The following is a 26,003-nucleotide window of genomic DNA, read 5'->3' as shown; positions in this document are numbered from 1 at the left end:
CGGCAGACAAGAACAGGGCATGAACGCACCGTCGAACCAGGGGGCCATCGGGACATGACTGTGACCGAGCGCTCCGACGCGCTGTTGGTAACGGGAGCGCCTGAATTGTTCGGAGAGCTGTTCGAGCGGTACGGCGGGTGGCTGTACAACTTCAGCGCCCGCCGGGTCGGGCGGCAGCTCGCCGAGGATCTGGTTGCCGAGACGTTCCTGGTCGCGTTCTCGCGACGGGACCGTTACGACACGTCGATGCCCAATGCACGTCCGTGGCTTTTCGGCATCCTGAGCAACCTGCTGCGCAACTACCACCGCGCCGAGGTGCGATGGCTGCGGGCACTGGAGCAGTCAGGCATGGACCCACTCGGTGGTTCCGGTCAGCACAACTTCGCCGACCGGGCCGACGAACGACTCGACGCCGAGGCTGCCACGCGGGCACTCGCCGGCGCACTCGCCACGATGCCGCACGACCAGCGCGATCTGCTCCTGCTGCACACCTGGGCCGGCTTGGACTATCCGGAGCTGGCCGCCGCACTCGGCCTGGCACCGGGCACCGTCCGGTCCCGCCTCCATCGGGCCAAGGCACGCCTGCGCCTCGCGATGCCCGCCCACTACGCACCGTCCGCTGCTGCGAACGAAGGAAACGCATGAACGACAACGTGGAATCTGACAACGCAGACGTCGAGCTGCTGGTCGCCTTTCGCGAGGACCTGACCGGCGCCCCGACGGACGCGACCGATCGGATGCGGCACGCGATCCTCAACGGGACCGTGTACCGGCGCCCGACCCCGAAGCGCTGGTATCTGCGTCGTCCGGCGATCGCGACCGCGACCGCCTTCGCCCTGGCCGGTCTCGCCGCCGGCAGTGTCGCGCTGGGCACGGCCGACCAGCGGACCGGGCAGACGGGCGGGGCCTCCGCCAGCTCGACCGACGCCTCGCGCCCGTCGCAGTTACGCGACGTCGCCTACGTCAGCATGCAGACCCAGGCCGCGCTGGGTGCGGCGGAGGACTACGTCGTGAAGGTGCACGACGCCTACAAGGGCGGCTCGATCGACTCATGGGAGGACAAGCAGACCGGACGCCGCCGGGTCGACATCTACCGGGGCGACGGCAGCCCGGACTCCACGCTGGTGACGGTCGTCGCCGACGGGAAATCCCGTGGCACCCAGATCAGCCACCTCGAACGGACGTACTTCCAGTTCGTCGACTCGGCGGACAAGGCGACCGGCACGGTCTTCGTGCCGAACGACGCGGCGGGCATCCGGGACTGGCTCGCCCGGGGAAGCCTGGAGATCGTGGGCCAGGAGAAGGTGGACGGGCACGACACCGTGCACCTGCGGTTGAAGGCGGGGAAAGCGGCCTACACCGCGGACCTGTGGGTGGACTCGACCTCGTTCCTGCCGTACAAGACGGTCGCCGACAAGAGCGGCAAGGTGACCGACAGGGCAGAGGTCAGCACCTTCGAGTGGCTGCCCCGCTCGGAGCAGAACCTGAGCCACTTCGATCTGACGCCGCCCGCCGGCTACGAGAAGGCCGGGAGCAAGTCCACCAAGGGCGGCTCGCCGTTCACCCTTCCCGCTGGCCCCGAACGACCCGGGTCGACGACTGACTGACAGCCGTGGATGGCCGGCCTCGGATTCCGGGGCCGGCCATCCACGCCGTGTCCGGCCACCTCGCGTTCTGCGTGACCCGCCGACCGGGGCGGTCTCGGGCGGGCGGCGCTACAGTCGGCGGGTGCGTACCGCTCAGCAGATCCTCGCCGACTCCGCCGTGATCGCCGTCGTTGGCGCGTCCCGCGACCCGTTGAAGGCCGCACACCGCGTTCCGTTGCAGATGCAGCGGTATGGCTGGCGCATCATCCCGGTCAACCCGACCGTCGACGAACTCTTCGGCGAGCGGGCGTACGCGACGCTGGCGGACATCCCGCACCCGGTCGACCTGGTGGACGTGTTCCGGCCGGCCGCTGACGCCGTGCAGGTGGTCCGGGACGCGGCGGCGATCGGAGCGCCGGCGGTCTGGCTGCAACTGGGCATCGTCTCGGCCGAGGCGCGGCGAATCGCCGAGGAGGCCGGCATGGAGTACGTCGAGGACCGCTGCCTCATCGTCGAACGCGCCGCCGGAGACCTGACCCGCCTCCGCTGACCCACTCTCCCCCGCGATCTTGCACTTTCGGTCGACGTTCTGCCCCGCTATGCACTCTGTGTCGCCACAGCAACTGCAAGATCGCGGGGATTCAGCTGGGGTCAGAGCTTGTACTCCTTGAGCAGGCCTCGGCTGATGATGGTCTTCTGGATCTCCGAGGTGCCCTCGCCGATCAGCAGGAACGGGGCCTCGCGCATCAGCCGCTCGATCTCGTACTCCTTGGAGTAGCCGTAGCCGCCGTGGATGCGGAACGCCTCCTGGACGACCTCGGCGCAGTATTCCGAGGCGAGCAGCTTGGCCATCCCGGCCTCGACGTCGTTGCGCTGGCCGGCGTCCTTGAGACGCGCGGCGTTGACCATGAGGGCGTGCGCGGCCTCGATCTTCGTACCCATCTCGGCGAGCTTGAAGGCGATCACCTGGTGCTTGGCGAGCGGCTGGCCGAACGTCTTGCGCTGCTGGGCGTAGCTGACCGCCAGCTCGAAGGCGCGGATGGAGATGCCGCAGGCGCGGGCGGCCACGTTGACCCGGCCCACCTCGATGCCGTCCATCATCTGGTAGAAGCCGCGGCCGACCTGGTCGGCGCCGCCGAGGATCGCGGTGTCGGGCACGGCCACGCCGTCGAGCACCATCTCGGTGGTCTCGACGCCCTTGTAGCCCATCTTCTCGATCCGGCCGGGGATGGTGAGGCCCGGGGCGGTCTCGCCGAAGCCCGGCTCCTTCTCCAGCAGGAACGTGCTCATGTTGCCGTAGACGGACTCGGCGCCGGTGTCGGTCTTGACCAGGGTGGCGACCACCGATGAGTAGGCCCCGTTGGTCAGCCACATCTTCTGCCCGTTGAGGACATAGGTGTCGCCGTCGCGGACCGCCCTGGACTTGATGGCCGAGACGTCGGAGCCGGTCTCCGGTTCGGACATCGAGAACGCGCCGCGCACCTCGCCGGTGGCCATCTTCGGCAGCAGGCGGGCCTTCTGCTCGGCGGAGCCGTGCTGGGAGATCAGGTACGCCACGATGAAGTGGGTGTTGACGATCCCGGAGATCGACATCCAGCCTCGGGACAACTGCTCCACCACGAGGGCGTAGGTGAGCAGCGATTCGCCGAGGCCGCCGTACTCCTCGTCGATGGTGAGACCGAACAGCCCCATCTCGCGCATGCCGTCGAGGATGTCGGTGGGGTACTCGTCGGCGTGCTCGAGCCGCTGGGCGTGCGGGATGATCTCCTTGTCGGCGAACTCCCGGACGGTCTCCAGGATCGACCGCTGCACATCGGTGAGGCCGGGCGTCTGGGCGAGTCGGGCCATCTCAGCCTCCGGGGATCAGCGCACTACTCGTGGGTAACTGAACGCTCGGTCAGTATCGGCCGCCCGGCCGACCAGGCCAAGGTGACCAGTCCACACAACCGCTGTGAAAAGGTTCACCGCTGCGGGTAGCGTCCGGCAAGAGGGACTTTTCCGGCACGGCAGGAGGAGGACATTCGTGAGCCACCCGCCGCCGTCGGGCCCGCCGGGGGACGAACCGCCGCCGTCGCCGTACGAGCCGCCCCGGGACCAGTCGCCGTACGCGCCGCCGCCAGCCGGCCAGTCACCGTACGCGCCGCCGCCGGACCAGTCGTCCTTCGGACCGCCGGAACGCTCGCCGTACGGGCCGCCCGCCGACGACCCGTCACCCTACGAGCAGCAGGGACCGCACCAGCCGGCGCACTGGAGCCAGCAGCCGCCGTACCCTCCGCAGGGCCCCTACGGTCAGTACGGCCCGCCGCAGCGCGGGCCCGGCCGGCCCACCAACATCCTGGCGATCCTCTCGCTGGTGTTCGCCTTCGTGTTCCCCCCGGCCGGCGCCGTCCTCGGCCACCTGGCCAAGCGGCAGATCCGCACCAGCGGCGAGGACGGTGACCAGCTCGCCACCTGGGGCCTGATCCTCGGTTACGTGTTCACCGCGCTGACCCTGCTGGCCTGCTGCGGCTGGCTGGCGCTCGTCGTCCTCGGTAACAGCGACAGTCGCGGCTACTGATCAGCGGAACCGGGCCTCACGGACGCTGTTGCCGCCGTCCACCACGAGCATCTGACCGGTGATGTACGACGCCGCCGGCGAGCAGAGGAAGCTGATGGCGGCGGCGACCTCGTCCGGGGTGCCCGGTCGACCGACCGGCGTACCCAGACCCTGCTTGATCTCGGCCATCGTGGACGCCGCCGTGTAGATGGTGCCCGGCGCGACCGCGTTCACGGTCACGCCGTCGGCGATCATCTCCATGGCCAGCGCGCGGGTCAACCCGACGACACCGGCCTTCGCCGCGGCGTACGCGGCCTCGGTGGGCAGGGCGTTGACCGGTCCGGCGGTGGCAGCCAGGTTGACGATCCGCCCCCAGCCCCGCTCGGCCATCCCGCCGATGAACGCACGGCTGCACAGGAACGCGGTGGACAGGTTGCGGTCGATCTCGCCGCGCCACTCTTCGTAGGTCAACTGCGCGACCGGGCGCAGGACCCCCTGACTGGCTCGACTCGCCAGACCGGCGTTGTTGACCAGCACCTCGACGTCGCCCAACTGCTCGGCCACCGCGTCGGCAAGCGCACCGACCTCGGACTCGTCCGTCAGGTCCGCGACGAACCCGGTCACGCCCAGCTCACCGGCCCGCTCGTGGATGCGCCGGGTGGTCGACACGATGGCCACCCGCGCGCCCAGGTCGGCGAGCCGACGGGCGGTCGCGTACCCGATGCCGTCCACGCTGCCCGCCCCCGTCACCAGGGCGACCCGACCGTCGAGCCGCATGGTCACCGGGTCCGCGAGCGCGACCGGCTCGTCGGTGCCGGTCGCACCGGTCGACGGGGCCACCCGACCGCGTCGGGCGACACCCGGGCGGCTCACGTCCCGTCGCGGTCGGCTGCCGGAACGGTCCCCGGCACGCGCGTCAGTTGCCATGCCAGCGATCCTGCCCGTTACGACCGGCCCGGGCAATGCGGCACCCGGGAGCGGGGGCGTCGGGTTTGGTCACTGCTGGCTACTCTGGCGGCGCACCCGAGCCGACGGAGATCACGCATGACCAATCCCCCGCCCCCCGGCGACTGGAACGACCCCACCTGGTCGGCTCCGCCGTCGAGCACACCCCCGGACCCGACCCTGGTGGCCGGTCAGCCGGTACCGGCCCAGCCCGGTCCCGTGGACCCGTACGCGCCGGTGGACCCGTACGCGGGCGCTACGTTCGCACCCGGTCAGCCGACGCCCGGCTACGCGCCGCCCGGTTACCCCGCGCCCGGTTACGCCCCGGCGGGTTACCCGCCGCAGTACCCCGGTTACGGCTACCCGGCCCCGCGCAAGACCAACGGCCTGGCCATCGCGTCGCTGGTGCTGGCCCTGGTCGGTCTCACGTCCTGCGGCATCACCGCGCCGATCGGGGCGATCCTCGGTCACGTCGCGCAGAAGCAGATCCGGGCCAGCGGCGAGGACGGCGAGGGGATGGCGAAGGCCGGCATCATCGTCGGCTGGATCGTCACCGCGCTGATGGTGCTGGCGATCGCCGCGTACGCCGCTGTGATCATCTTTGCGGTAACGACGGGCGAGAGCGGCGGCAGCAGCAGCAACTACTGAGGCGGCGAGTTGGTGGCGTACCGCCGAATGCGGGACCGGGTCGACAGCCGGCGGCGGTCGCCCCGGCCCGGCCACTCAATGCGCCGGTGGGGTGAACGACGAGGTACGGCTCATGCCCGCGGCGCGGCCCTTGGCGGCGATCACCAACGCCATCTTGCGGGACGCCTCGTCGATCATCTCGTCGCCGAGCATCACCGCGCCCAGCTTGCCGCCGGCCTCCGAGGTGTAGTGCTCGTACGCGTCGAGGATCAACTCGGCGTGGTCGTAGTCGGCCTGCGCCGGCTGGTAGACCTCGTTTGCGGCGTCGATCTGGCCCGGGTGCAGCACCCACTTGCCGTCGAAGCCCAGCGCCGCCGAACGCTTCGCCACCTCACGGAACGCGTCGACGTCGCGGATCTGTAGGAACGGGCCGTCGATGGCCTGCTTGTCGTGCATCCGGGCGGCCATCAGGATCCGCATGAGGATGTAGTGGTACGGGTCGCCGGGATAGTCCGGGATCAGCCCGCCGACCACCAGCGACCTCATGTTGATCGACGCCATGAAGTCGGCCGGACCGAAGATGATGGTCTCGACCCGGGGCGAGGCGGCCGCGATGGCGTCCACGTTGACCAGACCGGCCGCGTTCTCGATCTGCGCCTCGATGCCGATCCGGCCGACCTCCAGGCCGATCGTCTTCTCGATCTGGGTGAGCGTCAGGTCCAGCCACTGCACCTGGGCGGCGTTCTGCACCTTCGGCAACATGATGCAGTCCAGGTTCGCGCCGGCGCCCTCGACCACCTCGATGACGTCCCGGTACGTCCACGGGGTGGTCAGGTCGTTGACGCGTACGACCCGGGTCTTGCCGGACCAGTCACCGTCGTTGAGGGCGGCCACGATGTTCTTGCGCGCGTCCGGCTTGGCCAGCGGCGCGACGGCGTCCTCCAGGTCGAGGAAGACCTGGTCGGCGGGGAGCCCCTGCGCCTTGCCGAGCATCTTGACACTGGAACCCGGCACGGCCAGGCACGACCGGCGGGGACGACCGACTGCGGCCATGGATGCGCTCCTTCCAGCGACCGGCGGACGCGCCGAGCCACCTGACTCCGAGAAAACTTAACGATCCCAAGGGGCGTGGTGACGTCACGGTAACCTCGCGCCATGACCGCGGTGAATGGACCTGTGGAAGATCTCACTGGGCGTCGACTGGTGGTGGTGACAGGTGCCAGCTCCGGCATCGGGTTGGCCGCCGCGGTGGCCTTCGCCTGTCGTGGTGACCAGGTGGTGCTCGTCGGGCGCGACCCGGCCCGCCTGCAGGCCGCGGCCGACCGCGTACGGGACATCTCCGGCGAACGTCCGGAGCTGTTCCGGGCCGACTTCGCGGTGCTCGACGACGTACGCGGACTGGCGGGGCGGCTGCGCGACGCGTACGACCGGATCGACGTGCTGGCCAACAACGCCGGGGCCATCGCGCTCCAACCGCTGACCACCGTCGACGGTTTCGAGCTGTCGATCCAGGCCAACCACCTGGCCCCGTTCCTGCTCACCAACCTGCTCGCCGACCGGGTGGGCCGGATGGTGGTGACCGCCTCGGGCGCGCACCGCTTCGGCGCGCTCGATCCCGACGACCTCAACAGGCCGCTGCGCGCCTACCGTCCGATGGGCGCGTACGGCACCAGCAAGCAGGCCAACATCCTGTTCGCCGCCGAGGCGACCCGGCGCTGGCCGGGCGTCCGGGCGTACAGCTTCCACCCGGGAGTGGTGCGGACCCGGTTCGCCAACGACAGCCGACTGGTCGCCTTCGGCATGCGGTTCATGCCGTTCCGCAGCCCCGCGAAGGGTGCCGAGACACTCGTCTGGCTGGCGAACCAGGACCCGGCCCGGCTCGTCGACGGTGGCTACTACTACAACCGCCGGCCGCGCCGGCCGTACCGCAAGGCGGCGGATACACGGCTCGCGGCCCGGCTCTGGGAAGCCAGCGCCACCGCCGTCGGCATCGACGGATAGCGTGGCCGCCATGCTGACGCTTGTCGCGATCGTCGAGTACGCCGCCCGGGCCGAGGCCGCCGGACAACGGTACGAGGACGCCGTGCTGGCCCTGCTCGACCGGCACGGCGGCCGGCTGGAACGGCGGCTGCGCGGCACCGACGGGCGCAGCGAGGTACACGTGATCACGTTCGCGGCCCGCAGCGGCTACGAGTCGTTCCTCGTCGACCCGGAGCGGGCCGCGCTGCGCGCCGAACTCGGCGACGCCGCCCCGACCACCCGCGTCATCGAGGCGCACGACGTCTGAAGCGATCGTCAGCTCTCCAGTGGAGCGGCGTCGGCGGGCAGCGGGGTAGGCGGCGTGGCGCGGCGGCCGGCGCGAGCGCCGCCCAGCACCACCACCGCCACTCCGACGAGCAACAAGGCCATCCCCACCAGCGCGTACGGGCGGGGCACCTGGTGCAGCCAGGCCCAACCGAGCAGCGCCGCGCCAGGCACCTCCAGCAGGATGAGCACGCTCACCGTGGTCGCCGAGATCTTGTGCAGGGCGTAGTTGAACATCGAGTGCCCGAGCAGTTGGGCGCCCGCCACCAGGGCCAGGATCGCCAGCCAGGTGCGCGGGTCGAAGCCGACGAGTCGTACGCCACCGAGGAGGCAGACCACCAGCAGGATCGCTGCGCAGATGCCGTAGCAGATGGTCGTGTAGGTGGTGGTGCTGATGCTCGCGCGGGCCCGCTCACCGAAGGCGGTGTAGACGGCCGCGAAGATGCCACCGGTGACCGCCAACAGGTCGCCGGCGACGGCCCTGCCGGACACGCCCACGTCCGCTCCGGTGGCGATCACCGCACCGCCGGCCGCCACCGCGACGCCGATCCAGACGACCAGGGGCAGCCGTCGTCCCTGGGCGCGGGCGATCAGCCCCTGCCAGATGGGCTGAGTCGCTCCCAGGGCGGTGGCCGCGGCAACCGAGGTGAGCTGCGCACTCGGCACCCAGGTGGCGAAGTGCGCGGCCAGCGCAACCCCGGACAGGACGCAGAACAGGCCTTCGCGCCGGCCGACGCCGACGGTCAGCCGACGGAACTCGGCCCGGCGTCGCGCCAGGGAGAAGGGGCTCAGGAGGGCGACCGCGAGCAGGTTGCGCCAGAACGCGATGGCCAGCGCGGGAGCGGCGGCGTACGCGATCAACGGTCCGGACGACGACACGGCGACGACGGCCAGGCCGACCGCGCCGGTGGTCAGCGGGTCCAGGGACGGACGGTCGGAAGGTGGAGACACGAGGAGTAATCCTCACACGTATGACGGACAACACGGAGGGTCAGCACTCCGTTACCATCACGCGGTCATGCCGGCGACCACGACCGCCCGGAGGCTTTCCCCCATGCCCAACTACCAGGCGGTGCTGTTCGACTTCTTCGGCACGCTGACCAGTTCGGTGCAGCGTGGCGCCGCGCACCTCGACACCGCCGAACTGCTCGGCTGCCCCAGCGAGACCCTGAGCGAGGTGCTGAACCGCACCTACTACGAGCGCGCCTCCGGCCGACGCGGCGACGCGGCGACGACCATGCGGTGGGTGTGCGCACAGGCGGGCGTACACCCGACAGACCGTGCCCTGCAGGCGGCGGTGGTGTCCCGGCACCGCGCGATCCGCGCGGACACCCGGTTGCGCGCCGACGCGGTGCCCGTGCTCGCGGCCCTGCGCGAGCGCGGCGTCCGCACCGGCGTGATCAGCGACTGTACGCACGAACTGCCGGACTTCCTGCCGCAGCTCCCCGTCGCGCCGCTGCTCGACGTGCGGGTCTTCTCCGTGCAGGTCGGGCGTTGCAAGCCGGACGCGGCGCTCTACCTGACCGCGTGCCGTCGGCTCGGGCTCGCGCCCGACGCCTGCCTGTACGTCGGTGACGGCGGCAGCCAGGAGTTGACCGGTGCCGAACAGGCCGGCATGACCGCGGTTCGGCTGGCCGCGCCCGACCTGGCCGAGCACATGGTCTTCAACGCCGACCGCCAGTGGCGCGGCCCGACGCTCGGCACACTGGGCGAGGTGCTCGACCTGGTCGACACCGACACCGAGGTCCTGGGGGTCGGCGGCCGGGCGGGGTGACGCGCCGATCAGCGGCGGCGGACCCGGTGCAGGCGGAACGGCTTACGGGTGGCGCGCACCGCCGGAGTCTCCCGCGGCGTCTCGGCCTGCGCATCGGACGGTAGGTCGGAGCCGGTCAGGGCCGCACCGGCCGGGGCGAGGCGGTTCAGGGCGCAACCCTCGGCGGCCCAGCGGGCCACCAGGTCGGCGCTCGGGCCGGGGGCGTTCAGGCGCTTGCCCGCCACCAGCGGCGCGGCGGTGTCCCACGCCTCGGTGCCCGGTGCCAGCCGGGTCACCCGGGCCGGCCAGGTGACGATTCGACCGCCGTGGTCGCCACGCAGGGAGACCTGCGCCTCGGTGGCGTCGGCGAGGCCCGGCGCCGCCTGCTCACCTGGCCCGCTCACCACGAGGAGCGCCCCCTCCAACGGCGCGCACCAGAGCGCGAGCGCCGGCCCACCGGACACGCTGACCCAGGCCACGGCGGCCTTCTTCATCGCCTCGTCGACCAGCGGCGTGCCACCGGTGGCATCCTCGTCCGTCACACCCGCATCCTCCCGCATCGGCGGCGTCGTTCAGCCCACGAACGGCGGCACGGCGATCTCGCCCCGGGCCACCGGCATCACCTGACCGGCGACTGTCGCGCCGACCGCCACTCCGTTCGCCGCGGTCACCGTGCAGGCCAGCGCGGATGGCCGGCCCATCTCCGCGCCCTGGCGCACCGAATAGCGCGACATCCCCTCCGCCGGCAGCAGCCCGCTGGCCACCAGCCAGACGCCCAGCCCGAGCGCCGCCGAACCGGTCGCCGGATCCTCCGGGACGCCGATCCCCGGCACGAAGACCCGGGCATGCGCGGTTTGCGTGGCGGCGTCCCAGGAGAAGACGCTGACGTGCGCTACCCCCAACCGTTCCGCTGCCGCCGGGTTCACCCGTGCCCGGGCCACCGCGTCCGGGTGGACCAGCAGGTACGGAAACTCCAGCCCGCAGCCGGCCACCCGGGGCGCCGGCCCGTCACGGTCGAGGTCGTCCGCGCCCAGCCCGGCGATCTCCAGCAGCAGCTCCGGGTCCAACTCGGGGCCGAGGGTGGGAAGGCCTCCGGTGAGCGTCGCCCCGGAGGCCGTCACCTCGATCGGGAGTACGCCCGCCCCGCACTCCTGGGTGACCTGCCCCACACCGAACATCCCGCGCCGACTCGCGGTGACCGCCGCGCCGACACTCGGGTGCCCGGCGAACGGAAGCTCCTCGACCGGCGTGAAGATGCGGGCCCGGTAAGTGGCGCCGACCTGCGTCGGTGGCAGCACGAACACCGTCTCGGAGAGGTTGAACTCCAGCGCGAGCGCCTGCATCTGCTCGGTGGCCAGCGCCTCCGCGCCGAACACCACGGCCAGCGGGTTGCCGGCGAACGGGCGGTCGGTGAAGACGTCCACGATCTCGTAGGCCAAGGTCGACATGTTGATAAACACTAGGCGCTTAGGCTGGTGCCCGTGAGTACGCCGACCCGGGTCTACATCGCCCGCCTCGCCGGAGTCGCCGTCTTCGATCCGAACGGTGACCAGGTGGGACGGGTCCGTGACGCCGTGGCACGGCTGCGGGCCACCGCACGTCCGCCCGAGGTGGTGGGTCTGGTCGCCGAGATGCCGATGCGTCGGCGGATCTTCCTGTCCATCAACCGCATCACGTCCATCGACGCGGACGCGGTGGTTCTCGGGTCCGGGACGCTCAACCTGCGGCGCTTCGAGAAGCGCCCGAACGAGCTGTTGGTGCTCCAGGAGCTGCTGGACCGGCGCGTACAGCTCGACCCGGGCGGCCAGCCCGGCTCGGTGGTGGACGTCGCCATGGAGTGCGCCCGCGGCGGCGAGTGGTCGCTGAGCCGGGTCGCGGTCCGCGAGCAGACCAGCCGGCTCACCCGCCGCGGCCACCTGCACCAGGTCGAGTGGGACCGGGTGCGCGGGCTCAGCGGCATCGCCGACAACCGGGGTACGGCGAACCTGCTCGCCGTCCTGGAGGACATGCGCCCGGCCGACCTGGCCAACGCGCTACAGGACCTGCCCGACGCGCGGCGCAACGAGGTCGCGGCGGCGTTGAACGACGAACGGCTGGCCGACGTCCTCAGCGAGCTGCCGGAGCACGACCAGGTCGAGATCCTCGCCGCGCTGGACCGCGAACGGGCCGCCGACGTGCTGGAGGAGATGGACCCGGACGACGCCGCGGACCTGCTCAACGAGCTGCCCCCACCGGAGCAGGACGTTCTGCTCGACCTGATGGAGCCCGACGAGGCCGACCCGGTACGCCAGCTGTTGAAGTACATGCCGGGAACAGCGGGCAGCGTGATGACCTCGGAGCCGGTCATCCTGCCGCCGGACGCCACCGTCGCCGAGGCGCTGGCGCGCATCCGGGAGCCGCAGCTGTCACCCGCCATCGCCGCCCAGGTCTTCGTGACCCGGGCGCCGCAGAACACCCCGACCGGCCGCTACCTGGGCATGGTGCACTTCCAGGCGTTGCTGCGTGAACCGCCGGCCGACCTGCTGGGCAAGGTGGTGGTCAACGACATCGACCCCCTGCGTCCCACCACCCCACTCCCGGAGATCACCCGCCGGATGGCTACCTACGACCTGGTCGCCATGCCGGTGATCGACAGGAACAACCGGCTGGTCGGCGCCGTGACGGTCGACGACGTACTGGACCACTCGCTGCCCCGGGACTGGCGCGACCGGGACGCCCTAGCCGCCCCGGGCGCCTCCGACGCGGTGCTGGACGGCGACGGTGGCTGAGCAGCGGCGCACGGAGCGGCTCGACCAGCCCCGCGAGCCCCGCGGCATCAAACTCCCCCGGTTCGACGCGGAGGCGTTCGGTCGCTGGTCGGAGGGCATCGCCCGGGGCATGGGCACCGCGAACTTCATCGTCGTCATGACTGTGGTGATCGCGATCTGGTTCGGCTGGAACATCCTCGCCCCGGCCGAGCTGCGCTTCGACCCGTACACCTTCACCTTTCTCACGCTGGTGCTGTCGTTGCAGGCCAGCTACGCCGCGCCGCTGATCCTGCTGGCCCAGAACCGGCAGGCCGACCGGGATCGGTTGGCGTTGGAGGAGGACCGGCGGCGCGCCACGGCCCAGAAGGCGGACACCGAGTACCTGGCACGGGAGATCGCCGCGCTGCGGATCGCGCTCGGCGAGGTGGCCACGCGTGACTTCCTCCGCTCCGAGCTGACCCGCCTGGCCGAGGAGCTGGACGAGGCGGGGCAGCGCCGGCAACGTCTGGAGCGCCGGCAGCAGGGGAAGGAAAGCCAGCGGTCGACCGACGGCCCCGGGCTGGACGAACCGCGCGACGAGCTGGACGGCGACTACGCCCGCGACGCCCGGCCCGAGCGCTGAGGACGGCTCATCGTTTGGCTCACACCACCCTCGGCCAGCGGTCGGCCGGGATGCCCCGCGACGTAGCATTGCGGGCATGTCAGCACCCGTGAGCACCGTCGAGGACGCGATCCAGGCCGCGCTGGCCACCGTCAACGACCCGGAGATCCGCCGGCCCATCACCGAGCTGGGCATGGTCCGCTCCGCCACGATCGGTGCGGACGGTGTCGTCCGGGTCGAGCTGCTGCTCACCGTCGCCGGCTGCCCGCTCAAGGACAAGCTGCGTACGGACATCACGGCCGCCGTGGCGGCGGTGCCGGGTGTGAACGGCGTGGAGATCGACTTCGGTGTGATGAGCCCCGAGCAGCGGCAGTCGCTCCAGGCCCAGCTACGCGGCGGCGGGGCGAGCGAGGAGCCGGTCATCCCGTTCGCCCAGCCCGGCTCACGGACCCGCGTGTACGCGGTCGCCAGCGGCAAGGGTGGGGTCGGCAAGTCCAGCGTGACGGTCAACCTGGCGGCGGCGCTCGCTGCCCGTGGGCTCTCCGTGGGCGTGGTCGACGCGGACATCTACGGTCACTCGGTGCCCCGGATGCTCGGCGCGGACGGCCGGCCGACCCGCGTCGAAGACATGATCATGCCGCCGCAGTCGCACGGCGTGAAGGTGATCTCGATCGGCATGTTCACCTCGGGCAACGCGGCCGTGGTCTGGCGTGGCCCGATGCTGCACCGGGCGTTGCAGCAGTTCCTCGCCGACGTCTACTGGGGCGACCTGGACGTGCTCCTGCTCGACCTGCCCCCGGGCACCGGCGACGTGGCCATCTCGCTGGCCCAGTTGCTGCCCAACTCGGAGATCCTGATCGTGACCACCCCGCAGACCGCCGCCGCCGAGGTGGCCGAACGAGCGGGTGCGATCGCCCTGCAGACCCACCAGCGGGTCGTCGGCGTCATCGAGAACATGTCCTGGCTGGAGCTGCCGGACGGTTCCCGCATGGAGATCTTCGGCGCCGGCGGCGGTACGGCGGTCGCCGAGTCGTTGAGCCGGACGATCGGCGCGCAGGTGCCGCTGTTGGGACAGATCCCACTGGACACCCGGGTCCGGGAGGCCGGCGACGCCGGTACCCCGATCGTGCTGGCCGAGCCGGATTCCCCGGCCGCGCAGGCGCTCGGCACGGTCGCCGACCGGCTCGCGCTGCGGCGCGAGTCGCTGCTCGGCAAGCCGCTCGGCCTCAAGCCCGCCGGGCGCTGAGCACCCCGATCGACGACGCCCCGCCGGCCACTCGGGCCTGCGGGGCGCTCTCGTTCGGGTGCCGGATCAGGTGGCGTCGTCGTAGCTGACCCGGGGCGCCGGCGTCGAGGGCGTGCCGGTGGCCGTGCTGGGTCGCGTCCCGTTCGACCGCAGGTCAGCGGCGTTGGCCACGTCCTTCAGGTCGTTGTGCACGCCGTTGACGTCCGCGCGCAGGTTGTCGTAGACGCCCTGCAACGGCTTGCGGATCGCCGCCTCGTCCTCCTCGCTGAGGAGGTGCTTGCGGATGAAGGCCTTCGGGTGCAGATCTTCGAGCTGGATGTCGGTGCCCAGCTCGCGACTGAGGTCGCCGGTGGCGTTGCGGGCCATGTTGCGCAGGTTGCGCACCAGCCGCAGGCCGTCGTTGATCACGGCAGGCAGCCGGTCACCGAAGATCAACAGCGCCAGGAGCAGCAGCGCACCGATTTCCCACCAGTTCAGGTTGTCGAGCATCCCGCGGGCCTCCTCTCGGCGTCAGCAGCAAGACTACGCACGTCGGGCGGCTTTCCGGCAGGGGGTGACCCGCTGTTCACTTCGCATCCGCCGCGAGTGTCACCGACGTGTTCCGGCGCGCGCTGCCCCGCCGGAACTCGACGGTCACCACCGACCCCGGGGCGAACTTGCGGACCAGCGCGATCAGGTCGGTCGGTTCGGTCATCGGTCGACCGTCGAGCTTCAGGATCACGTCCCCGACCTTGAGCCCGGCTCCGGCCGCCGGGCCGGAGGGCTCCACGGCAGCCAGTCGTACGCCGCCGCCGGCACCCGCGCCCGGGCCACCGACCTGGGCGCCGATGACCGTACGCCGGGCCTTGCCGGTGCCGATGATCTCCTGGGTCACCCGCTTGGCCTGGTTGATCGGGATGGCGAAGGCGAGCCCGATGTTGCCGGCCTCCTGCCCCTCGGCCACCAGCGACTTGATCGTGGAGTTGACGCCGACGACCCGCCCGGCGCCGTCGACGAGCGGGCCGCCCGAGTTGCCGTGGTTGACGGCGGCGTCGGTCTGGATCGCCGCGTAGTAGCGCACCGGACCGCCCGGCTCACCGGCCTGCATCGTCCGGTCCAGGGCGCTCACGATGCCGGCGGTGACCGTGTTGGCCAAGGACAGCGGTGAGCCCACCGCGAGGACCGGGTCACCGACGGCCAGCGCGTCGGAATCGCCGAACTCCACCGGGCGCAACCCCGTCCGGTTCACCTTGATCACCGCGATGTCGGACTCCGGGTCCTGGCCCACGACGGTCGCCGGAGCGGAGCTGCCGTCGTTGAAGACCACCGAGGCCTTGCCGCTGCTGTTGGCCACCACGTGGTCGTTGGTGATGACGTGCCCGTCCGCGCTGGCGATGAACCCCGAGCCCTCGCTGATCCCGCCGAGGCTGCTGACGCGGATGGTGACCACGCTGGGCAGGACGCGTTCGGCGACCCCGGCCAGCGACTCGGGTCTGCGCTGGGCCAGCGCCGGCGGCTCGGCGGCCTGCGCCCCGAGCACCGTGCCGGCCGCGCCGCCCCGCACCGCGAACGCGTAGCCCAACGCGCCGCCGAGGGTGCCCGCCAGCAGAGCGGTGATCACCGCAATGAGCAGGAGGTGCCGCAACGTCGGCCGGCCCGGCGCGTCCGGGTCGGTGACCGGCTCGGGCTCGGTGCCGGCGGCCACCACCTGAGGCACCACCACCGCAGCGGGTGCCGCCGGGTCACGCCACGGATCGCCGAGCGCGTCGGACCACCACGGCGACGCGTCGGCTGCGGCGGACCCACTCGCGGTCGGCCGGGGCGGGCCCGTGTACGGCACGGTGGGCGCGGGCGACGGCCCGGCCACGGTGTCGCCCGCCGAGGGCACCGGCGCGGTGCCGCTCCCCGGCGCGGCCGACGGACCCGCCGACGGGGCTCCTGCCCCCGGCGGGCGCGCCGGAGCCGGAGTCTCACCGTCCCGGCGCCATTCCCAGCCGTCGGTCACGTCGGTGCCTCCCAGTCCGTCCCCCGGATTCCGTACGGCGTCGCCCGGCCACGGTTCGGCGCGGTCGAGGCTGACGGAATACCGCTTCCAGGATTGCACGGATGCGCGCGGTGGAGTCAGCGGTTGCCTCTGGTGATCGTGGAGGGACGGAGGCGCGGCTGCGCCCCGCGCCGGTCGCCTCTACGCTCACAGTGCCAACCCGCCCCCCGCACCACGCGCCGCCCGGAGGTGCCCCATCGCCACGGTCGCCGGTTCCGGCAGTTCGACGACGCAGGCTCAGCAGTTCGCCGAGTCGTACGTGACCGAGGATCTCGTGCTCCGCACCGCCCGCAGCCTGGCCCACGAGGTGGGCCTCGAAGCGGTCACCCCCGGAGCGGGGGCGGCGCTGCGGCTGCTGGCCGCTGCCGGCAACGCCCGCGCGGTCGTGGAGATCGGCACCGGCACGGGCGTGAGCGGTGTCTGGCTGCTGCGCGGCATGCGTGTCGACGGCGTGCTCACCACCATCGACCTGGAGGTGGAGCACCAGCGGATCGCCCGCCGGATCTTCACCGAGGCGGGCTTCCCCGCCGGCCGTACGCGCATCATCACCGGCCGAGCGCTGGACGTGCTGCCCCGGCTCGCCGACGGGGCGTACGACCTCATCTTCGTCGATGCCGAGGCGACCGGGTTCCACGCCTTCGTGGAAGCGGCGCTGCGGTTGCTGCGCCCGGGTGGCGTGCTCGCGCTCAACGGGATGCTGGCCGGCGGCCGGATCGCCGACCCGGCCGCCCGGGATGCGGAGACGGTGACGGTCCGCGAAACGGTCAAGGCACTGCGGGAGTCGGAGCACTGGATTCCCGCGCTGCTCCCGGTCGGGCACGGGGTCCTCGCCGCCGTGAAGTGCTGACGGGTGCCCGCCGCCGTACGTCGCTGACGGTCAGTCGACGGCTGCCAGCCAGCGCAGCAGCGAGCGGACGCCCCAGCCCGTCGCGCCGCGGCTCAACTCCGCCTGGTCGCCGTCCGCCCAGGACGGGGCGGACATGTCCAGGTGCAGCCAGCGGTCCCGGAGGTCGCCGGTGAACTCCCGCAGGTAGAGCGCGGCCGTCACCGAGCCGGCACCCTGGGTCGGCGCGCTGTAGAGGTCGGCGATCTCGCTGCCCAGGTACTCGACGTAGTCGCTGTGCAACGGCATCCGCCAGGCCGCCTCGCCGGCCGCCTCGACCGCCGCCAGCACGTCGGCCGCGAGGTCGTCGTTCTCGCTGTAGAGGGCGGCGGTCCGCTTGCCCAGCGCAACGGCGTTGGCGCCGGTGAGGGTGGCGAGGTCGACGATCAGGTCGGGCTTGAGCTGCCGTACCGCGTAGGCCAGCGCGTCGGCGAGGACGAGGCGACCCTCGGCGTCGGAGTTGGTCGTCTCGCTGGTCGTACCGCCGTAGTGCCGGATGACGTCGCCCGGACGGAACGCCGAGCCGCTGACCATGTTCTCGGCGAGCGGGGTCAGGGTGGTGACGCGCACCGGCAGGCGCAGCGCCGCCGCGCCGAGGGTTGCGGCGACGACCGCCGCGGCACCGGCCATGTCCTTGCGCATCAGCTTCATCGCGGGCACCGGCTTGATCGAGATGCCGCCGGTGTCGAAGGTGATGCCCTTGCCGATCAGCACCACGTGGGTACGCGCGTCCGCGGGATGCCACTCCATCTCCAGCAGACGTGGACCGCTGGCCGAGCCACCGCCCACGGCGAGGATCCCGCCGAAGCCCTCGGCGGCCAGCTCGGCCGGGCCACGGACCGTCAGGCGCAGGCCCGGCAGGTCGGCGGCGACAGTGGTCACCTGGTCGGCGAACCACTGTGGGGTCTTCACCGAGGAGGGGGTGTTGGTCAGGTCGCGCGCGAGGCGGGTCATCGCCGCGGTGGTCCGCGCGGTGGCGATGGTGTCCTCGTGGGCCGCGGGGTCGGCGACCAGCAGATCGACGCTACCGAGCGCGGGCGGCCCGCCGGCGTCGGTCAGCCGGAACCGGTACGAGGCGAGCAGCAACCCCTCGGTCAGCCCGCGAATCGCGGCCGGGGGCACCTCGGCCGGCAGCGCGATAGTGATGTGCGTCTCATCTGCCGCAGAGCGGGCCAGAGCCGCGCCAGCGGCCCGCCAGGAGGATTCTCCGCCGTCGCCGATACCGAGCAGCACCAGCCGACCAGGGCTGAGGCCGGGACGCAGCTGGGTGCTGATCTCGCCGGCCCGTCCGCTCAGTCGTGCGGCCGGCACCAGCGCGGCCGCCTCCTCGGTGGTGCCGTCCGGCGGCGTCACGGCAGCGGGCACCAGCTCCGCCGAAGCGTCACCTCCCGCCGCCGGGTCGATGGGACGCACGGGCAGGACGAGGACGTCGAGCCGTTCGGGCTCGGCGAGCGGACGGATGGCGAGCACGCGGAACCGCACCTCCAGGAGATTTCACAGAGTGGATCGGGCCACTGCCCGTGCACAGATATGAAGACCCTGAGCCACCGGCGATCCCGGTGGCTCAGGGTCCAAGAAACGCTCCGACCGGCGTACGCCGTCCGGGTCGTCCCTCACTCAGCCGGCGGCTGCCTTCAACGCGTCACCGAGCGCGTTGGCCTCGTCGGGAGTCATCTCGACGACGAGCCGGCCACCGCCCTCCAGCGGGACCCGCATGACGATGCCCCGACCCTCCTTGGTGACTTCCAGCGGACCGTCGCCCGTCCGCGGCTTCATCGCCGCCATGTTGTCTCCCCTCAGACCTACACCAGGGTCGGTGGGTTGCCCCACAGCCACTTCGTCACGACCACCCGCAACGCTCGCGGGGGTGTCGACAGACGATTTTCCCTGATGAACACCGCCGGACCCAAACCGGAGCAGCATTGATGTAACAGCATCTAGCTTATCTTGAGAAGGCCTGTCACAATGTGCGGTCATGCAGGCACGGTCGGCACTCTTCGACCTGTACGGCGACCACCTCCGGCCGAGGGGTGGCCGCGCACCGGTCGCCGCCCTGGTCAAGCTACTGGCGCCGTTGGGAATCGCGCCGCCCGCCGTTCGCACCGCCGTGTCCCGGATGGTGCGTCAAGGCTGGCTCGACCCGCTCCGGCTGGCCTCCGGACCGGGATATTCGATCACACCAAAAGCCGCTCGACGACTCGACGAGGCGGCGGCCCGGATCTACCGAACCGGCCGGGTCACCTGGGACGGCCGGTTCGATCTGCTCGTACTCGACGCGCCGGGCTCCCGGCGGGACCGGCAGCGACTCGCCGCCACCCTCAGCTTCCTCGGGTACGGCACCCTCGACGAACAGACGTGGGTGGCGACCCGGCCCGGCGAGGACGTCGACCTGCTGCTGGCCGAGGCCGGCATCCGGTTCGAGCGGTTCACCGCCGCACACTTCTCCGGCACCCCCGGCGCGATGGGCGTTGTCCGCCGCGCGTGGGACCTGGCCGAGATCGGCCGGGCGTACGAGCGGTTCGTCGCCGACCAGCGCCCGCTCCTGAGCGCGGTCACCGTGCGCAGCAGCGACGAGGAGGCGTACGCGGTCCGGTTCCGGCTCGTGCACGCGTGGCGTACCTTCCTGTTCCGGGACCCGCAGCTCCCCCCGGCGCTGCTGCCCGAGCGCTGGCCCGGCACCGCCGCGGCCAGCTTCTTCGACCGGCACGCGGCCCGCCTGCGTCCGGCCGCCGACCGGTACGTCGAGCAGTGCCTCGACGCCGGCAACCGCATCGTTCGACAGAAGGGTCGTTAGACACGTGACCGAGCCGTTGCTCGTCGACCGGACCGACGCCGTCGTCACCCTCACGCTGAACCGGCCGCAGGCGATGAACGCGCTCGACGTCGCGTTGAAGGAGGCGCTGCGGGACACCCTGGCGGAGCTGGAGACGGACCGGTCGTGCCGAGCGGTCGTGCTGGCCGGGGCGGGCGGGTCGTTCAGCGCCGGCCAGGACCTGCGCGAGCACGTCTCGACGCTCGAGAACGGCTCGAACGACCCGCTGGGCACCGTCCGGGTGCACTACAACCCGATCGCCGCCCGGCTGGCCAACCTGCCCAAGCCGGTCGTGGCCGCGGTACGCGGCATGGCCGCCGGGGCGGGCGCGTCGCTGGCCTTCCTGGCCGACATCCGCATCGGCGGGCCGAGCACCAGCTTCCTGATGGCCTTCGCCAAGGTCGGCTTGGCCGCCGACACCGGCGCCTCCTGGACCCTGCCCCGGCTGGTCGGCCACGCCAAGGCGGTAGAGCTGCTGATGCTGGCCGAACCGGTCCGCGCCGAGGAGGCCTGCCGGCTGGGGCTGCTCACCCGACTGAAGGACGACGACGAGCAGGTGCTGCCGGCCGCACAGGAACTGGCTGCTCGGCTCGCCGCCGGCCCCACCATCGCGTACGGGGCGATCAAGCGGCAGCTCTCGATCGCCGACGCCGGTACGCTCGCCGACGCGCTCTCGGCCGAGGCCCAGGCCCAGGCCATCTGCGGCGCCACCGCCGACCACAAGGCGGCCACCCTCGCGTTCGTCGCCAAGCAGAAACCGGTCTTCGAGGGACACTGAACGCGATTCGCACCCCGTCCTTACCGTCCTCGTACGCGGGCCGCCTAGCGTCGACGTCCATGAGCGATCGTGAAGCGGTGGCGCACCTGCTGCGTCGGGCCACCTTCGGGCCGACCGCCGACGAGGTGGACGCGGCCGAGCGGGCCGGTGCGGCGGCGACCCTGGACACCCTGCTCGCCCCCGGGCGAGCCGACCGGGGCGCGGCGGCCACGCCACCGCCGGCCCTGCCCGCCGACCCGTACGCCGCGCTGACCAAGGAGTCCACCCGCGAGCAGCGGCAGAAGGCCAACGCCCAGCGCAAGGAGCAGCTTCAGCAGGTGACCCTGTGGTGGCTTGACCGGATGGTCGCCGCCGAGGACGGGCTCACCGAGAAGTTGCTCTTCTTCTGGCACGGGCACTGGGCGACGAGCGCCCAGAAGGTCAAGTCGGCGCGGATGATGCTGGGCCAGTTGGAGACGCTGCGCCGGCACGGACGCGGGCCGTTGGCCCCCCTGGTCGCCGCGATGGTGCGCGACCCGGCACTGATCATCTGGCTGGACGGGCAGAAGAACACCCGTAAGGCGCCGAACGAGAACCTGGCGCGCGAACTGATGGAGCTGTTCACCCTCGGCATCGGCGGTTACACCGAGGCCGACGTGAAGGCCGGCGCGCGGGCGCTGACCGGCTGGACGGTCGACCGCCGTACCGGAGCCGCCAGCTTCGAGGCCAAACGACACGACCCCGGGGAGAAGACGATCCTCGGACAGTCCGGCCGCTTCGACGCCGAGGCGTACGCCAAACTGCTGACCGCCCAGCCGGCGGCGGCGACGTTCGTGGCCCGACGGCTCTGGTTCCGGTACGCCGGCACCGACGTCCCGACGCCGGACGGCCTGGCCGGCGCGGACACCGTCGCCACGCTGCGCGCGGTGTTCTCGTCGCCGGCCTTCGCCCAGACCCGCGGCACCCTGGTCAAACAGCCCGTGGAGTGGATGATCGGCGCGCTGCGGCAGCTCGGCATCCGCCCCAAGGAGTTGCCCGAGCAGCAGCGCAAGCAACTGCTGAGCGGCCTGAACGCGCTGGACCAGGTGCCGCTGCGACCGCCGAGCGTCGGCGGCTGGCCGGCCGGCGCGGCCTGGCTGACCACCTCGTCGTTGCAGGGTCGACTGCGGCTGGCCGGGATGCTCGCCGCCGCAGCCGCCCCGGCGGTGCTGGGCCGGCTGACCGCCGCGCCCGCCGCCGGCCGGGCGGACGCCCTCGCCCGGCTGCTGGTCGTCGACGGTTGGGGCGCCCGCACCCGGGCCGCCCTCACCCCACTGGCCGGCGAACCCCGCAAGCTGCTGGCCGCCGGCCTGGTCAGCCCCGAGTACACCGTCAGCTGAGCGGAGGAGTCGCGAAGATGGACGCCCTGACCCGACGTAAGTTCCTGCTCACCAGCGGGGTGGTCGGCGCCGGCGCGCTGGCCGCCGGCGCTGGCGCGTACAGCCTGCGGGACCTGCTGGACACCGCCGGTGACCGCGATCCGCAGTCGCAGACGCTGGTCCTGGTCACGCTCTACGGCGGAAACGACGGCCTGAACACCGTCATCCCGTACGGCGACCCGGCCTACCGGGCGGCCCGCCCCGAACTGGCCTACCCCGACGGCGAGGTGCGCCGCCTCGACGACGACTTCGGCCTCAACCCGGCGATGGAGGGCCTGCACAAGCGGTGGTCCAACGGCGGACTGGCGATCGTGCGCGGGATCGGCTACCCGAAGCCGGACCGCAGCCACTTCCGGTCGATGGACATCTGGCACACGGCGCAACCGGACCGGCCGGGCACCACGGGTTGGCTCGGTCGCTGGCTGGACCGGGCGGGCGGGGACCCTCGGCTCGCGGTCTCGTTCGAGCCGGCGCTGCCGCCGCTGCTGGCCGGTGAGCGCAGCGCGGGCGCGGCCGTGCCGGTCACCGACCGCAAGGCCGCCAAGGGGCTGTCGGTGGAGACGTTGAAGGCGTTCTCCGCCGCCGAGGCTGGCGAGTCGTCGGCCCGCGCCCGTGCCGCCGCCTGCTTCGCCGACATGCGCTCGGTGGACGAGATGATCCGCGAGGTCCGCGACTCCGGCGACCCGGACACGGCGGACCCGGACGGCGAGCAGGCCCCGGCCACCGCCACGGGCGGGGCGCGTACGCCTCTCGACGCGCAACTCGACCTGGTCGCACAGTGCGTGGAGGCCGGGGTGTCGACCCGGGTCTTCTCCGTGTCCCTGGGCGGCTTCGACACCCACGCCGACGAGAAGCAGTTGCAGGCCGTGCTGCTGGGCCAGCTCGACCGGGCGTTGACCGGGTTCGCCGACCGGATGAGCCGCACCGAGGCGGGCCGCAAGGTGGTGGTGGCCGTCTACTCCGAGTTCGGCCGGCGGGTCCGGGCCAACGCCTCCGACGGCACCGACCACGGCACCGCCTCGGACATGCTGCTGCTCGGCGCAGGAGTGCGCGGCGGCTGGCACGGGGACGCGCCCAGCCTCACCGACCTCGACGACGGGGACCTGAAATTCACGACCGACTTCCGGGACGTCTACGCCACGCTGCTGGAACGTGTGCTGGGCAGCGACCCGGGCCCGGTGCTCGCCGACTGGCGGGGACGCCTCGACAAGCTGTTCTAGCTTAGTCGTCCTCTTCCGGGTCCTGGTTGGCCTCCGCGCCGAGCACGAACGCCTGCATGGCCAGCTCGTCGCCGGACGGTGCGACGAAGGCGGGCAGCTCCCGCGGCCCCAGCTCCTGCACGTACGACCAGAACAGGCGTACCGCCTCGGCCGGCGTGCCGGCCTCGATCGGCAGGTCCAGGCTGACCAGCCAGGTACGCCGGGCCGGGGGCGGGCCGAGCTGGTCGGCCAGCGCCCGGAAGGCGGCCGGGTCCAGGGCGGTGACCGGCCCGTCGAGGGTCAGCAGGTCGGCCGGCACCGGCTCGTCGAAGGCCCGCCGGGTGTACGTCACGACGAGCGTCTCCGGCTCGACCGGCGACTGCGGATCGTCCGGGTCCTCGCGGTGACGCCGGGTCGGCGCGCTGACCCGGCCGAGGGCCACCAGGCGCGGCGGCGCGTCGGCCAGCACGGCCACCCGGTCACCGGGTCCCGGCCGCCCGGTCTCGCTCAGGCCGGTCAACCTCAGCGAGTCGTGGTGCACGAGCCGCTCGGCCTCGTAACGCTCGGCGGGCAGCAGCACCGCCCAGGTGCCCGGCCCGTCTGCGTGGCCGGACCCGTCGGCCCGGTACGCGGTCTCGGTCGTCATGCCTGCCATCCCATCACGCCGTCCGTCAGCGGGTGACGTGACAGCCGACGATGTGATCGTCGACCATCCCGGTGGCCTGCATGAGGGCGTACGCCGTGGTGGGGCCGACGAAGCGGAAGCCGCGCTTCTTGAGCGCCTTGGCCATCGCCGTCGACTCGGCGGTGATCGGCGCCAGCTCGGCGAACGAGGCGGGACGGGCCGGCCGCCGCTCCGGCGCGTACGACCAGAGCAGCGCGGACAGTCCGTCGGGCAGGTCCAGGGCGGCGCGGGCGTTGGCGATCGCCGCCTCGATCTTGGCCCGGTTGCGGACGATGCCGGCGTCGGCGAGCAGCCGGACCACGTCGGTGTCGTCGTAACCGGCCACGGTGGGGATGTGGAACTCGTCGAAGGCCAGCCGGAACGCCGGTCGCTTGCGCAGGATGGTCAGCCACGACAGCCCGGACTGGAACGCCTCCAGGGTCATCCGCTCGTAGAGCGCGTCGTCGCCGTGCAGCGGCCGCCCCCACTCCGTGTCGTGGTAGACGGCGTAGTCCGGGGTGCTCGCCCCCCAGGCGCAGCGGGCCAGCCCGTCGGCGCCGATCACCAGGTCACTCACGTCGCACACGCTAGGCCATCGGACCGACAGCCGGACTCACCGGCGGCACGTGGTCAGGGCAGGCGGCCCTGCTCGACCAGCCGCGCGAACCTCTTCAGCGCCTGGGTGAGGCCGAACTTGGAGCCGGGCCAGAGCACCGGCCACGCCAGTCGACCGGCCCGACCGCCCGGCAGGTGGAACCACTCGTGCCAGACGACCTGGGTGCGGGCCTGGCCGAGCTCGGTGCAGCGCAGGACGCCGGGGCCGCGCAGTACCTGGCCGTGGTGCACCACGCCGATCTCGTACGGCTCGTCCACCCGGACCACCCGCATCTCGTCGCGGAGCGTCGCCCGGCCGAGCGCGGTCACCGCCTCGATCCGGCTGCCCTCGCGCCCGTCGCCCTCGACGACCCGGACCCGGGTGAACGGAATCCAGTCCGACTGCCGTTCCCAGGCGAGCAGCGCGGCGAAGACGCGGGGCGCCGGGGCGTTCACGATGACCGTGGCGGTCACCTCACCGGCGCCGGGTTGGGCCGCCTCCTGAAGATCATCAACGCCCTCCGGGCCGGTCACGCCGACTCCGACCGGACCACCGCGCCGTGCGGTCCGACACCCCCGGCCGGCTCGATCTCGGCCTCGGCGGCATCGGTCGACTCGTCGTCGCCGGAGGTGCGCACGCCCGCCTCGTCGTCGCCGGAGGTGCGCACACCCGCGTCGTCGGCGGCCGGCGCCACACCGTCGGCGTCCGCCGCCGAGGAGGTGGCTGACGGAGAGCCGCCCAAGCCGACCGGCGTCGCCTCGTCGTCGGCGAGTGACGCGTCCGCGTCCGGCTCGGTGGCGGCGGCGTCCGGCGTCGCGACGGCGGCCTGCTCGCGCGCCCGGCGCAGCACCTCCGCGTCGTCGGTCCGGCCCTCGCGCAGCGCGATGACCTCGGCCTCCAACACGCCGATCAGTTCGGACTTGTAGCCGATGTCGTAGGCGGCACGGCGCATCGCCTGGTCGACCTGGGACATCCGGTAGCCGCGCAACCCGGTGTCGAACCGGACCGCGCCCACGTCGGATTCGCGCAGCGGCCGGGTGCCCGGCAGCGGGACTGCCTGCGAATCCGGTTCCGTCGGAGCGAGGCCGGGATCGCGGCCACCGACCAGCACCGTCACACCGAAGACGACCGCCGCGACGGTCAACGCCACGACCAGGAGGAGCAGAAGCTGACCCATGCACTGATCGTGGCACGACAGCCGGCCGGTAGCGACCCCACCACCCCGATCACCCATCGACGCCCACGCCCGCCCCGCGCGCGCCCGGGACGGACCGGCTAGCGTCGGTGGCGGCCGGAGCAGCGGCAAC

At 72.3% G+C, this 26,003-nt stretch carries 30 protein-coding genes; 16 read left to right on the top strand and 14 right to left on the bottom strand.

Annotation, left to right across the window (positions count from 1 at the left end; all coding sequences use genetic code 11):
- The first annotated feature begins 54 nt into the window (after positions 1-54).
- The 3 genes from ABZU91_RS23990 to ABZU91_RS23980 all read left to right on the top strand — a co-directional run bounded on the left by ABZU91_RS23990 (position 55) and on the right by ABZU91_RS23980 (position 2,136).
- Complete coding sequence (locus ABZU91_RS23990; RefSeq protein WP_355244466.1) at positions 55-645, top strand: sigma-70 family RNA polymerase sigma factor; 591 nt, start codon at positions 55-57, stop codon at positions 643-645.
- Positions 642-1,607 carry a DUF2092 domain-containing protein gene (locus ABZU91_RS23985; protein ID WP_355244463.1) on the top strand — a complete coding sequence of 322 codons (966 nt, stop codon included), beginning with the start codon at positions 642-644 and terminating at the stop codon, positions 1,605-1,607. The genes ABZU91_RS23990 and ABZU91_RS23985 overlap by 4 nt, the downstream gene beginning before the upstream one ends.
- A gap of 121 nt (positions 1,608-1,728) precedes the next feature.
- Positions 1,729-2,136 (top strand): CoA-binding protein, encoded by a 408-nt coding sequence (locus tag ABZU91_RS23980; protein ID WP_355244461.1) that lies wholly within the window; start codon positions 1,729-1,731, stop codon positions 2,134-2,136.
- 101 nt (positions 2,137-2,237) lie between these two features.
- Here ABZU91_RS23980 and ABZU91_RS23975 read toward each other — a convergent pair whose 3' ends face one another.
- Complete coding sequence (locus tag ABZU91_RS23975; protein ID WP_355244458.1) at positions 2,238-3,434, bottom strand: acyl-CoA dehydrogenase family protein; 1,197 nt, start codon at positions 3,432-3,434, stop codon at positions 2,238-2,240.
- Positions 3,435-3,609: 175 nt separating this feature from the next.
- Between ABZU91_RS23975 and ABZU91_RS23970 the strand changes: the two genes are divergently transcribed.
- Positions 3,610-4,143, top strand: a complete 534-nt coding sequence (locus tag ABZU91_RS23970) for a DUF4190 domain-containing protein (RefSeq protein ID WP_355244455.1) — start codon at positions 3,610-3,612, stop codon at positions 4,141-4,143.
- On the opposite strand, the gene ABZU91_RS23965 is transcribed toward ABZU91_RS23970, so the two are convergent.
- Positions 4,144-5,049, bottom strand: a complete 906-nt coding sequence (locus ABZU91_RS23965; protein ID WP_355244452.1) for an SDR family NAD(P)-dependent oxidoreductase — start codon at positions 5,047-5,049, stop codon at positions 4,144-4,146. It lies immediately after the preceding gene.
- Positions 5,050-5,166: 117 nt separating this feature from the next.
- On the opposite strand from ABZU91_RS23965, the gene ABZU91_RS23960 reads away from it, so the two are divergent.
- A complete protein-coding gene (locus tag ABZU91_RS23960) occupies positions 5,167-5,715 on the top strand; it encodes a DUF4190 domain-containing protein (protein WP_355244449.1) in 549 nt (182 codons plus the stop codon).
- A gap of 75 nt (positions 5,716-5,790) precedes the next feature.
- Here the strand turns inward: ABZU91_RS23960 and ABZU91_RS23955 are convergent, their stop codons facing one another.
- On the bottom strand, positions 5,791-6,747 hold the full coding sequence (locus ABZU91_RS23955) for a CoA ester lyase (RefSeq protein WP_355244446.1): 957 nt from the start codon (positions 6,745-6,747) through the stop codon (positions 5,791-5,793).
- A 123-nt stretch (positions 6,748-6,870) separates the two neighbouring features.
- Between ABZU91_RS23955 and ABZU91_RS23950 the strand changes: the two genes are divergently transcribed.
- Together ABZU91_RS23950 and ABZU91_RS23945 are read left to right on the top strand one after the other, a co-directional pair.
- Positions 6,871-7,695 carry an SDR family NAD(P)-dependent oxidoreductase gene (locus ABZU91_RS23950; RefSeq protein WP_355244608.1) on the top strand — a complete coding sequence of 275 codons (825 nt, stop codon included), beginning with the start codon at positions 6,871-6,873 and terminating at the stop codon, positions 7,693-7,695.
- A gap of 10 nt (positions 7,696-7,705) precedes the next feature.
- Positions 7,706-7,981: a hypothetical protein gene (locus tag ABZU91_RS23945; protein WP_355244443.1), complete on the top strand. Its 276-nt coding sequence runs from the start codon at positions 7,706-7,708 to the stop codon at positions 7,979-7,981.
- An 8-nt stretch (positions 7,982-7,989) separates the two neighbouring features.
- On the opposite strand, the gene ABZU91_RS23940 is transcribed toward ABZU91_RS23945, so the two are convergent.
- Complete coding sequence (locus ABZU91_RS23940) at positions 7,990-8,949, bottom strand: DMT family transporter (protein WP_355244440.1); 960 nt, start codon at positions 8,947-8,949, stop codon at positions 7,990-7,992.
- A gap of 103 nt (positions 8,950-9,052) precedes the next feature.
- Between ABZU91_RS23940 and ABZU91_RS23935 the strand changes: the two genes are divergently transcribed.
- The gene (locus ABZU91_RS23935; protein ID WP_355244437.1) at positions 9,053-9,772 is read left to right on the top strand and encodes an HAD-IA family hydrolase; all 720 of its coding nucleotides are present in this window, start codon (positions 9,053-9,055) and stop codon (positions 9,770-9,772) included.
- An 8-nt stretch (positions 9,773-9,780) separates the two neighbouring features.
- On the opposite strand, the gene ABZU91_RS23930 is transcribed toward ABZU91_RS23935, so the two are convergent.
- Complete coding sequence (locus tag ABZU91_RS23930) at positions 9,781-10,311, bottom strand: hypothetical protein (RefSeq protein WP_355244434.1); 531 nt, start codon at positions 10,309-10,311, stop codon at positions 9,781-9,783.
- 12 nt (positions 10,312-10,323) lie between these two features.
- Positions 10,324-11,199 (bottom strand): PhzF family phenazine biosynthesis protein, encoded by an 876-nt coding sequence (locus ABZU91_RS23925; RefSeq protein WP_355244431.1) that lies wholly within the window; start codon positions 11,197-11,199, stop codon positions 10,324-10,326.
- Between the two features lie 33 nt (positions 11,200-11,232).
- Here ABZU91_RS23925 and ABZU91_RS23920 point away from each other — a divergent pair, with 33 nt between their 5' ends.
- The 3 genes from ABZU91_RS23920 (at position 11,233) to ABZU91_RS23910 (ending at position 14,345) form a co-directional block, all read left to right on the top strand.
- On the top strand, positions 11,233-12,519 hold the full coding sequence (locus tag ABZU91_RS23920) for a CBS domain-containing protein (protein WP_355244428.1): 1,287 nt from the start codon (positions 11,233-11,235) through the stop codon (positions 12,517-12,519).
- Positions 12,512-13,120, top strand: a complete 609-nt coding sequence (locus ABZU91_RS23915) for a DUF1003 domain-containing protein (protein ID WP_355244425.1) — start codon at positions 12,512-12,514, stop codon at positions 13,118-13,120. The genes ABZU91_RS23920 and ABZU91_RS23915 overlap by 8 nt, the downstream gene beginning before the upstream one ends.
- A 76-nt stretch (positions 13,121-13,196) precedes the next feature.
- Positions 13,197-14,345: an Mrp/NBP35 family ATP-binding protein gene (locus tag ABZU91_RS23910; protein ID WP_355244422.1), complete on the top strand. Its 1,149-nt coding sequence runs from the start codon at positions 13,197-13,199 to the stop codon at positions 14,343-14,345.
- 66 nt (positions 14,346-14,411) lie between these two features.
- Here ABZU91_RS23910 and ABZU91_RS23905 read toward each other — a convergent pair whose 3' ends face one another.
- Together ABZU91_RS23905 and ABZU91_RS23900 are read right to left on the bottom strand one after the other, a co-directional pair.
- Complete coding sequence (locus tag ABZU91_RS23905) at positions 14,412-14,834, bottom strand: preprotein translocase subunit TatB (RefSeq protein WP_355244419.1); 423 nt, start codon at positions 14,832-14,834, stop codon at positions 14,412-14,414.
- A 76-nt stretch (positions 14,835-14,910) separates the two neighbouring features.
- The gene (locus ABZU91_RS23900) at positions 14,911-16,164 is read right to left on the bottom strand and encodes a trypsin-like peptidase domain-containing protein (protein ID WP_355244606.1); all 1,254 of its coding nucleotides are present in this window, start codon (positions 16,162-16,164) and stop codon (positions 14,911-14,913) included.
- Between the two features lie 463 nt (positions 16,165-16,627).
- Here ABZU91_RS23900 and ABZU91_RS23895 point away from each other — a divergent pair, with 463 nt between their 5' ends.
- Complete coding sequence (locus ABZU91_RS23895) at positions 16,628-17,215, top strand: O-methyltransferase (RefSeq protein WP_355244416.1); 588 nt, start codon at positions 16,628-16,630, stop codon at positions 17,213-17,215.
- A gap of 30 nt (positions 17,216-17,245) precedes the next feature.
- Here ABZU91_RS23895 and ABZU91_RS23890 read toward each other — a convergent pair whose 3' ends face one another.
- Together ABZU91_RS23890 and ABZU91_RS23885 are read right to left on the bottom strand one after the other, a co-directional pair.
- Positions 17,246-18,721, bottom strand: coding sequence for a leucyl aminopeptidase family protein (locus ABZU91_RS23890; protein WP_355244413.1), 1,476 nt, complete (start codon positions 18,719-18,721; stop codon positions 17,246-17,248).
- A gap of 147 nt (positions 18,722-18,868) precedes the next feature.
- Positions 18,869-19,036 carry a DUF3117 domain-containing protein gene (locus ABZU91_RS23885; RefSeq protein WP_007455245.1) on the bottom strand — a complete coding sequence of 56 codons (168 nt, stop codon included), beginning with the start codon at positions 19,034-19,036 and terminating at the stop codon, positions 18,869-18,871.
- A 190-nt stretch (positions 19,037-19,226) separates the two neighbouring features.
- On the opposite strand from ABZU91_RS23885, the gene ABZU91_RS23880 reads away from it, so the two are divergent.
- Genes ABZU91_RS23880 through ABZU91_RS23865 form a run of 4 tightly spaced genes read left to right on the top strand, consistent with a single transcriptional unit; the run spans position 19,227 to position 23,458 of the window.
- On the top strand, positions 19,227-20,045 hold the full coding sequence (locus ABZU91_RS23880) for a PaaX family transcriptional regulator C-terminal domain-containing protein (protein WP_355244410.1): 819 nt from the start codon (positions 19,227-19,229) through the stop codon (positions 20,043-20,045).
- 4 nt (positions 20,046-20,049) lie between these two features.
- Positions 20,050-20,841, top strand: a complete 792-nt coding sequence (locus ABZU91_RS23875) for an enoyl-CoA hydratase-related protein (RefSeq protein WP_355244407.1) — start codon at positions 20,050-20,052, stop codon at positions 20,839-20,841.
- Between the two features lie 59 nt (positions 20,842-20,900).
- Entirely contained in the window at positions 20,901-22,199 is a 1,299-nt protein-coding gene (locus tag ABZU91_RS23870; RefSeq protein WP_355244404.1) for a DUF1800 domain-containing protein, read from the top strand.
- A gap of 17 nt (positions 22,200-22,216) precedes the next feature.
- Positions 22,217-23,458, top strand: a complete 1,242-nt coding sequence (locus tag ABZU91_RS23865; RefSeq protein WP_355244401.1) for a DUF1501 domain-containing protein — start codon at positions 22,217-22,219, stop codon at positions 23,456-23,458.
- Position 23,459: 1 nt separating this feature from the next.
- Here the strand turns inward: ABZU91_RS23865 and ABZU91_RS23860 are convergent, their stop codons facing one another.
- The 4 genes from ABZU91_RS23860 to ABZU91_RS23845 are packed head-to-tail and all read right to left on the bottom strand — an operon-like array spanning position 23,460 to position 25,873.
- Positions 23,460-24,083 (bottom strand): hypothetical protein, encoded by a 624-nt coding sequence (locus ABZU91_RS23860; RefSeq protein ID WP_355244398.1) that lies wholly within the window; start codon positions 24,081-24,083, stop codon positions 23,460-23,462.
- Between the two features lie 25 nt (positions 24,084-24,108).
- Complete coding sequence (locus ABZU91_RS23855) at positions 24,109-24,678, bottom strand: DNA-3-methyladenine glycosylase I (RefSeq protein WP_355244395.1); 570 nt, start codon at positions 24,676-24,678, stop codon at positions 24,109-24,111.
- A gap of 53 nt (positions 24,679-24,731) precedes the next feature.
- On the bottom strand, positions 24,732-25,229 hold the full coding sequence (locus tag ABZU91_RS23850; protein WP_355244392.1) for an SRPBCC family protein: 498 nt from the start codon (positions 25,227-25,229) through the stop codon (positions 24,732-24,734).
- Positions 25,226-25,873: a DivIVA domain-containing protein gene (locus tag ABZU91_RS23845; protein WP_355244389.1), complete on the bottom strand. Its 648-nt coding sequence runs from the start codon at positions 25,871-25,873 to the stop codon at positions 25,226-25,228. The genes ABZU91_RS23850 and ABZU91_RS23845 overlap by 4 nt, the downstream gene beginning before the upstream one ends.
- Between the last annotated feature and the right edge of the window lie 130 nt (positions 25,874-26,003).

It is taken from the genome of Micromonospora sp. NPDC005174 (genome assembly GCF_040608495.1).
Classification (GTDB): Bacteria; Actinomycetota; Actinomycetes; order Mycobacteriales; family Micromonosporaceae; genus Micromonospora.
This window is presented reverse-complemented; position numbering and strand designations above follow the sequence as displayed.

What these genes read in the sequence shown, in the direction of transcription:
- ABZU91_RS23930 (WP_355244434.1), bottom strand. Translation starts at nt 10,311, where the DNA reads ATGCGGGAGGATGCGGGTGTGACGGACGAGGATGCCACCGGTGGCACG.
- ABZU91_RS23885 (WP_007455245.1), bottom strand. Translation starts at nt 19,036, where the DNA reads ATGGCGGCGATGAAGCCGCGGACGGGCGACGGTCCGCTGGAAGTCACC.
- ABZU91_RS23985 (WP_355244463.1), top strand. Translation starts at nt 642, where the DNA reads ATGAACGACAACGTGGAATCTGACAACGCAGACGTCGAGCTGCTGGTC.
- ABZU91_RS23910 (WP_355244422.1), top strand. Translation starts at nt 13,197, where the DNA reads ATGTCAGCACCCGTGAGCACCGTCGAGGACGCGATCCAGGCCGCGCTG.
- ABZU91_RS23975 (WP_355244458.1), bottom strand. Translation starts at nt 3,434, where the DNA reads ATGGCCCGACTCGCCCAGACGCCCGGCCTCACCGATGTGCAGCGGTCG.
- ABZU91_RS23870 (WP_355244404.1), top strand. Translation starts at nt 20,901, where the DNA reads ATGAGCGATCGTGAAGCGGTGGCGCACCTGCTGCGTCGGGCCACCTTC.
- ABZU91_RS23990 (WP_355244466.1), top strand. Translation starts at nt 55, where the DNA reads ATGACTGTGACCGAGCGCTCCGACGCGCTGTTGGTAACGGGAGCGCCT.
- ABZU91_RS23925 (WP_355244431.1), bottom strand. Translation starts at nt 11,199, where the DNA reads ATGTCGACCTTGGCCTACGAGATCGTGGACGTCTTCACCGACCGCCCG.
- ABZU91_RS23935 (WP_355244437.1), top strand. Translation starts at nt 9,053, where the DNA reads ATGCCCAACTACCAGGCGGTGCTGTTCGACTTCTTCGGCACGCTGACC.
- ABZU91_RS23905 (WP_355244419.1), bottom strand. Translation starts at nt 14,834, where the DNA reads ATGCTCGACAACCTGAACTGGTGGGAAATCGGTGCGCTGCTGCTCCTG.
- ABZU91_RS23965 (WP_355244452.1), bottom strand. Translation starts at nt 5,049, where the DNA reads ATGGCAACTGACGCGCGTGCCGGGGACCGTTCCGGCAGCCGACCGCGA.
- ABZU91_RS23880 (WP_355244410.1), top strand. Translation starts at nt 19,227, where the DNA reads ATGCAGGCACGGTCGGCACTCTTCGACCTGTACGGCGACCACCTCCGG.
- ABZU91_RS23845 (WP_355244389.1), bottom strand. Translation starts at nt 25,873, where the DNA reads ATGGGTCAGCTTCTGCTCCTCCTGGTCGTGGCGTTGACCGTCGCGGCG.
- ABZU91_RS23960 (WP_355244449.1), top strand. Translation starts at nt 5,167, where the DNA reads ATGACCAATCCCCCGCCCCCCGGCGACTGGAACGACCCCACCTGGTCG.
- ABZU91_RS23955 (WP_355244446.1), bottom strand. Translation starts at nt 6,747, where the DNA reads ATGGCCGCAGTCGGTCGTCCCCGCCGGTCGTGCCTGGCCGTGCCGGGT.
- ABZU91_RS23945 (WP_355244443.1), top strand. Translation starts at nt 7,706, where the DNA reads ATGCTGACGCTTGTCGCGATCGTCGAGTACGCCGCCCGGGCCGAGGCC.
- ABZU91_RS23860 (WP_355244398.1), bottom strand. Translation starts at nt 24,083, where the DNA reads ATGACGACCGAGACCGCGTACCGGGCCGACGGGTCCGGCCACGCAGAC.
- ABZU91_RS23865 (WP_355244401.1), top strand. Translation starts at nt 22,217, where the DNA reads ATGGACGCCCTGACCCGACGTAAGTTCCTGCTCACCAGCGGGGTGGTC.